Genomic DNA, 7,742 nt, shown 5'->3' with positions numbered 1-7,742 from the left:
TGCCCAGCAACGCTTATGGTTTTTGGATCAGTTCGAACCGAATAGTCCATTTTATAACATCCCGGTGGCCTTACACCTGAAGGGCCGCGTGGACATCGCCGCTTTGACACAAAGCTTTCAGGAAATTGTTCGGCGTCACGAGGTTTTGCGGACTATATTCGTGATGGGCGAAGGCGGCGAGCCGGTACAGAAGATATTACCGGATCTTAAGCTTGATGTTGATCGTATCGATTTGAGCGCCGAACAAATTGATCAGGCTTCAGTTTGGCAGGCGATGTGTCGCGAAGAAGCAGCCAAACCCTTTGATTTGCAGCGGGGGCCGTTGATTAGGGCTAGCTTATTGATCTTAGTCGACAGCGGTAGCGAGCAAGAAGCCATCCTTATGCTGACGATGCATCACATCGTTTCGGACGGTTGGTCGTCGGCGGTTTTAATTAACGAGTTTGCTGCGTTGTATCGGGCTTTTTCACAAGGCCGGCCGTCACCTCTAGCTGAGTTACCGATTCAATACGCCGACTTCGCCTGTTGGCAACGCCGCTGGCTGAGTGGAGGGGAACTGGATCGGCAACTCAGCTACTGGCGCCAGCGGTTGGCTGATGCAACCGGCGTATTGGAATTGCCGACCGACCGACCCAGGCCAGCGGTGATGACTTATCGAGGGAGCAATATCAGTTTCGAGATTCCATTAGAGTTGGCTAGACAAGCTAGGGCTTTAAGCAAGCAATATAACGTTACTTTATTCATGCTGCTGCTGGCTGTGTTTAAACTGTTGTTGAGCCGATACAGTGGTCAGACCGATCTTTGTGTCGGCATCCCGGTTGCTAACCGCAATCGTCGGGAAATCGAAGACCTGATCGGTTTCTTCGTCAACACTCTGGTGTTGCGTAGCGACTTGTCGGCCAATCCGACCTTTGCCGAGCTGTTGGAACAAATCAGGGCGACGGTATTGGATGCGCAAAACCACCAGGACCTGCCATTTGAAAAATTGGTCGAAGCTTTGCAACCAGTACGGGATCCAAGTCGAAGTCCTTTGTTCCAGATTATGTTTGATTTGCAAAAAGATGAGCCATTCAGTTTGAATTTGCCTGGGTTAGAAATCAATGTTATCGATGATGAGTCTGTAAGCTCAAAGTTTGATTTGTGCTTTAATATCAATGATATGCAGGCTGGATGCTTGGGGGTGAGGGTTGAATTCAATACTGATTTATTTGAGCCAGAGAGTATGGTTCGTTTAGTGCAACACTATCAGGTGTTGTTACTGAATGTGATTAAACAACCGAAAATGCTTCTATCCGAGATATTGATGTTAACTGGCGCGGAAAGGCAGCAAATTTTGGATAGCCGGTGTGTTAATCAAGTTAATTACCCTCACGAGTTTTCCATTCATCAATTATTCGAATTACAAGTTGAACGTACACCGAATGCCATTGCTATCAAGTATGAAGATCAAACCCTAAGTTATGCGGAATTAAACGCTAAAGCTAACCAATTGGCACATTATCTTGCTGCAAAGGGTGTTGGTCCAGAGGTTGTCGTTGCTATTGGTATGCCGCGTTCACTTGATATGTTTATAGCCTTGCTGGCAACGATTAAAGCGGGAGCTGTATTTTTGCCACTCGACCTGGAATTGCCGCTAGAACGACTGAAATTTATGCTTGAAGATAGCGAAGCTGTTGTTTTATTAACTCAAGCAGTTTGGCTTGGCGAATTACCTTTCGAGAAGACGATATGTATCAATTTGAATTTTGTAAAAAGTCAAATCGATAAACTGTCAATGGAAAATCCTCCGTCGGTAGCAACCGCTCAAAATTTGGCATATGTCATTTATACCTCGGGGACAACGAACAAGCCGAAGGCAGTGATGGTTAGCAATGCCAGTTTGGTAAATGCTTATTACGGATGGCGGGATGTCTATCGACTGGGCGAAAAAGTCAGAGCACACTTACTAATGGCAAATTTCTCGTTCGATGTCTGTACGGGTGACTTTGTCAGAGCGTTATTATCTGGCGATAAGTTGGTTATCTGCCCTAAATATTTGTTATTAGATGCGCCAAAACTTTATGAATTATTATTGGCCGAAAATATTGGTATGGCTGAATTCGTGCCTGCGGTGCTTAGAAATTTAATTTCTTATTTAGAGATGGAGCAAAAAAATCTGGCGTTTATGGATATGTTGATTTGCGGTTCAGATAGTTGGACAAGTGAGGAATATAACTGTTTTCAAGGTTTTCTTGCGAGTCAATCTCGTTTAATCAATAGTTACGGATTAACTGAAGTAACTATCGATAGTTTTTACTACGAAGCAACTGAAGTAGAAAGCGATATATTGCCCATCGGTCGTCCTTATGCAAATACTCGGTCATATATCTTAGATAAAAATCTTCAACTGGTTCCAATTGGTGTCGTAGGTGAGTTGTGTTTGGCTGGTGTTGGTTTGGCTCGAGGTTATCTAAAACGTCCGGATCTAAGCGCGGAAAAGTTCATTCCAGACCCATACGGCCCAGAGGGTAGTCGCCTTTATAAAACTGGTGATCTGGCACGTTACAGGGCTGACGGAAATATCGAATACTTAGGCCGTATCGACAACCAAGTGAAAATCAGAGGTTTTCGTATTGAGTTAGGCGAGATCGAAGCACAATTGCTTCAGCATATTACAGTCAAAGAAGCCGTAGTTTTGGCTCGCGAAGACCATCCGGGTGACAAGCGCTTGGTGGCTTATATAGTCGAGGACCAACTCGGCGGGTTGCAACTCGATGAAATCAAAGACCACCTGAAGCAAGCACTACCCAACTACATGGTGCCGATTGCCTTCGTTATCCTCGATAAAATGCCTCTCAGTATCAACGGGAAAATTGACAGAAAAAGCTTACCACAACCGGAATGGAGCGGATTATCGGTTCGTGAATATTCAGCGCCACAAGGAGAAATCGAGATGACGATTGCAGCAGTTTGGGAGCAGTTATTAGATGTTGGGACAGTAGGACGGAACGATCACTTCTTCGAATTGGGCGGTCATTCTTTATTGGTCATCAACTTGATTCAACGGTTGCGGGAAAAAGGACTGTCGGCGGAAGTTCGGACGATATTCGCCGCACCGGTGTTGGCCGATATGGCGACGGCGTTAGCACATGAACAACATCAAGTCGTTGCTATCGAAATTCCACCAAATTTACTTGATACAGAAGCCGACATATTCGGAGGTTCCGTAATAGAGGAATTTAGAATATGAGCCTGGAACACGTATTTGCCCGCATTCATGATAGAAACATCCGTGTGCTGGCTGAAAATGGCGAATTAGTAATTCAAGCCCCGCAAGGTGCTATGGACACCGAGACTTTGATGCTGTTGAAGGTGCATAAACAGGCATTGTTGGATTGCCTTTTGGAGAACCACAAGGGGGAGGAATGGATTGGCAAAGTGAATCGTTCATCCTTAGCAAGGATTACCCCTGACAAATTGACTTTAGTCGAATTATCGCAACAGGATATCGACACCATTGTCGGTGCGGTTTCCGGAGGAATAGCCAATATCAAGGATATTTATCCGTTAGCGCCCTTGCAAGAAGGCATTTTGTTTCACCATTTGCTCGATACGCATGGTGATATCTACTTATTACGTACGATATTGGCGTTCGAGAATCGCGATTGTTTGGATCGCTTTGTCGCTGCCTTGCAGACGGTCATCGATCGCCACGATATTCTGCGGAGCGCAATGTTTTGGCATGATTTGCCGAAGCCCGTTCAGGTTGTCTGTAAGCGAGCGCAGTTACCATTGGAAGAGATTGAATTGCAATCCGGAGATGTGGCTTTGTCACGTCTTCTGGATGTCTCTGATCCAGGACAAATCAGGTTGGATTTGGGCCGTGCGCCCTTACTACATGTTTATATCGTTCAGGATCCAATGACCGGGGAATGGTTGTTGTCGCTGTTGAATCATCATTTGGTAAGCGACCATATTAGTCTTGAATTTATCATCACCGAAATCAAATTGTTGTTACAGGGGCGTGGTAGTGAATTGGCGGCCCCCGTTCCTTATCGCAATTTCATCGCTCAATTGCGTGCAGTTTCATCAGAACAACACGAAGCCTATTTTCGGAGACAGCTGGCGGACGTTAGCGAACCAACTGCTCCATTTGGCTTATTGGATGCGAAAAACGTTGGATCGGTTGTTGAAACCCATTTCGCCCTACCGGACGATTTAACGAAGACGATCAGAGAACAAGCCAAACAATACGGTGTCAGTGCGGCGGTGTTGTTTCATGTAGCCTGGGGGCGGATGTTGGCACAATGTTGTAGCCTTAACGACGTGGTATTCGGCACAGTATTGTCTGGACGATTGCAAGGTTCAAACGGTGCAGATCGTACATTGGGCCTGTTCATTAACACCTTGCCAATACGAATAAGGATTGGTGATGTCAGTGTCCGTCAAGCGGTTACCGACACCTATCAGAAATTGAGTGAGTTACTGATGCACGAGCAGGCCTCTCTGGCGTTAGCACAGCGCTGTAGCAGCGTAAAAGCAGGGGTGCCGTTGTTTTCAACATTGCTGAATTACCGTCATAGTTTGGAAAACGAAGTTTTAGAAGCTGATTGGAAAGGTATGAGGATTATCGCGGGAGGTGAAGAGCGAACCAATTATCCCATCACATTATCTGTGGATGATTTCTGTAACGGTTTTGGTTTAACTTTGCAATGCGCCGAGGGTGTGGAGGCGGAGCGGGTGAATGGCTACATGCTGACTGCAATTAGAGCTTTGGCCAATGCCTTGGTTTTTAACCCCGATCTGCCTATGTGCTCAATTGCAATCGTTGCTGACGATGAACTCCGGCAAATCCTGACTAACTGGAACGCCACCGAGGTTGACTATCCGCAAGACGGCTGCGTCCACCAACTGTTCGAAGCGCAAGTCGAGATAACACCGAATGATATTGCGTTGCGCTTCGAAGATAAAAGCCTGACTTACGCCGAATTGAACGCCAAGGCCAATCAACTGGCACATTATTTGATCGAGCATGGCGTCGGTCCAGAGGTATTGGTCGGCATTTGCATCGAGCGTTCTTTGGAGATGGTGATTGGTTTGCTGGGCATTTTGAAGGCCGGCGGGGCCTACGTGCCGCTCGATCCTTCCTATCCCGAAGAGCGCTTGGCGTTTATGTTGGACGACATCTCGCCCATTGCGGTCTTGACTCAGGCCAAATTCGCCGGTCGCGATTTCGGTTCTGCCCATGTGCTGAGTCTCGACTGCGATTGGACCCAGGTAAAAATTTATCCGGTCGTTAATCCTTGCCGAGACCTGCAACCGACGAATCTGGCCTATTGCATTTATACCTCCGGTTCGACCGGTCAGCCCAAGGGTGCCGGCGTACCGCACCAGGGCATTTTGAATCGTTTGCAATGGATGCAGGCGGAATATCAACTGGATGGCAACGACAGCGTGCTGCAGAAAACCCCCTACAGCTTCGACGTCTCGGTCTGGGAATTCTTCTGGCCATTGATGACTGGTGCCCGTTTAGTTGTGGCGGCACCGGAGTTGCATAAAGACTGCCAGGGGTTGATTGAACTGATCCGTCGCGAGCTCATTACCACCATCCACTTCGTACCGTCGATGCTGCAAGCCTTCGTCGATACATCGGAAGTCGAACAGTGCACGAGTCTGAAACGGGTTATCTGTAGCGGTGAAGCGCTGCCGGCCGATCTGGTGCAACGCTGTCAGCAAAAATTACCGGCCGAATTACACAATTTGTATGGACCAACCGAAGCCTCGGTTGATGTCAGCAACTGGGCCTGTCTGGCGGCTTGGGCGGAAACGGCGATTCCGATCGGTAAACCCATTGCTAATATTCAACTGTATGTCCTGGATCACAGCCTTAACCCAGTGCCGGTCGGTACGCCCGGCGAACTGCACATTGCCGGTATCGGCCTAGGGCGAGGCTACCTAAACCGTTCCAGCCTGACGGCGGAAAAATTCATTCCCAATCCGTTCGGACCGGCCGGCAGTCGGCTGTACAAGACCGGCGACTTGGTTCGTTATCGGCCGGACGGCAATATCGACTACTTAGGCCGGAATGACCACCAAGTCAAGATCAGAGGATTTAGGATCGAGCTCGGTGAAGTCGAAGCGCAACTGCTGAAGCAACCGGGTATCAAGGAAGTCGTGGTGATCGCGAGAGAAGATCAATTGGGCGATAAGCGCTTGGTGGCTTATCTGGTCGAGGATCAATTGGGTACGGTTCAACCTGACGACCTCAAATCCAGTCTTAACCAAAATCTGCCGGACTACATGATCCCCAGCGCCTTCGTAATTCTGGATGCCATGCCGCTGAGCGTCAACGGCAAACTGGATAGAAAGCAATTGCCGGCACCTGACCTAAGCGAACAGCTGAAAAAAACTTACATAGTGCCCCGCACCGACACCGAGCAAGCCTTAGCAGAGATTTGGCAGGAGGTGTTAGGTATGGAAAGAGTCGGTATCGAAGATGATTTTTTCGAATTGGGTGGACATTCGTTGTTAGCCACGCAATTAGTATCTCGGATCACCAAGCATCTGGCGATCAAATTACCGCTACGCTATTTATTTGACTATGGGAATATTGCGGCCTTGGCCGAATATATTGACGGACAACGCGGGACTGGCGGTAATGGGTTGGAGGCGACTATTTTCACGATACCGCCCGCTCCACGCAGCGAATCAACCCCGCTGTCCTATGCCCAGCAACGCTTATGGTTTTTGGATCAGTTCGAACCGAATAGTCCATTTTATAACATCCCGGTGGCCTTACACCTGAAGGGCCGCGTGGACATCGCCGCTTTGACACAAAGCTTTCAGGAAATTGTTCGGCGTCACGAGGTTTTGCGGACTATATTCGTGATGGGCGAAGGCGGCGAGCCGGTACAGAAGATATTACCGGATCTTAAGCTTGATGTTGATCGTATCGATTTGAGCGCCGAACAAATTGATCAGGCTTCAGTTTGGCAGGCGATGTGTCGCGAAGAAGCAGCCAAACCCTTTGATTTGCAGCGGGGGCCGTTGATTAGGGCTAGCTTATTGATCTTAGTCGACAGCGGTAGCGAGCAAGAAGCCATCCTTATGCTGACGATGCATCACATCGTTTCGGACGGTTGGTCGTCGGCGGTTTTAATTAACGAGTTTGCTGCGTTGTATCGGGCTTTTTCACAAGGCCGGCCGTCACCTCTAGCTGAGTTACCGATTCAATACGCCGACTTCGCCTGTTGGCAACGCCGCTGGCTGAGTGGAGGGGAACTGGATCGGCAACTCAGCTACTGGCGCCAGCGGTTGGCTGATGCAACCGGCGTATTGGAATTGCCGACCGACCGACCCAGGCCAGCGGTGATGACTTATCGAGGGAGCAATATCAGTTTCGAGATTCCATTAGAGTTGGCTAGACAAGCTAGGGCTTTAAGCAAGCAATATAACGTTACTTTATTCATGCTGCTGCTGGCTGTGTTTAAACTGTTGTTGAGCCGATACAGTGGTCAGACCGATCTTTGTGTCGGCATCCCGGTTGCTAACCGCAATCGTCGGGAAATCGAAGACCTGATCGGTTTCTTCGTCAACACTCTGGTGTTGCGTAGCGACTTGTCGGCCAATCCGACCTTTGCCGAGCTGTTGGAACAAATCAGGGCGACGGTATTGGATGCGCAAAACCACCAGGACCTGCCATTTGAAAAATTGGTCGAAGCTTTGCAACCAGTACGGGATCCAAGTCGAAGTCCTTTGTTCCA

Annotated in this window: 2 protein-coding genes; both read left to right on the top strand. The window is 48.5% G+C overall.

Annotated elements, in window-relative coordinates; all coding sequences use genetic code 11:
- Positions 1 to 3,229 (top strand): non-ribosomal peptide synthetase (locus BJL95_RS18045; RefSeq protein WP_139306317.1); only part of this gene is annotated, 3,229 nt, incomplete at its 5' end.
- The coding region (locus tag BJL95_RS18040; protein ID WP_139306316.1) for a non-ribosomal peptide synthetase at positions 3,226 to 7,742 on the top strand (4,517 nt) is incomplete at its 3' end. The genes BJL95_RS18045 and BJL95_RS18040, both read left to right, overlap by 4 nt.

It is taken from the genome of Methylomonas sp. LWB (assembly GCF_001856095.1).
Taxonomy (GTDB): Bacteria; Pseudomonadota; Gammaproteobacteria; order Methylococcales; family Methylomonadaceae; genus Methylomonas; species Methylomonas koyamae_A.
The sequence above is the reverse complement of the archived record's forward strand: the minus strand, read 5'-3'. Positions and strand labels throughout refer to the sequence as shown.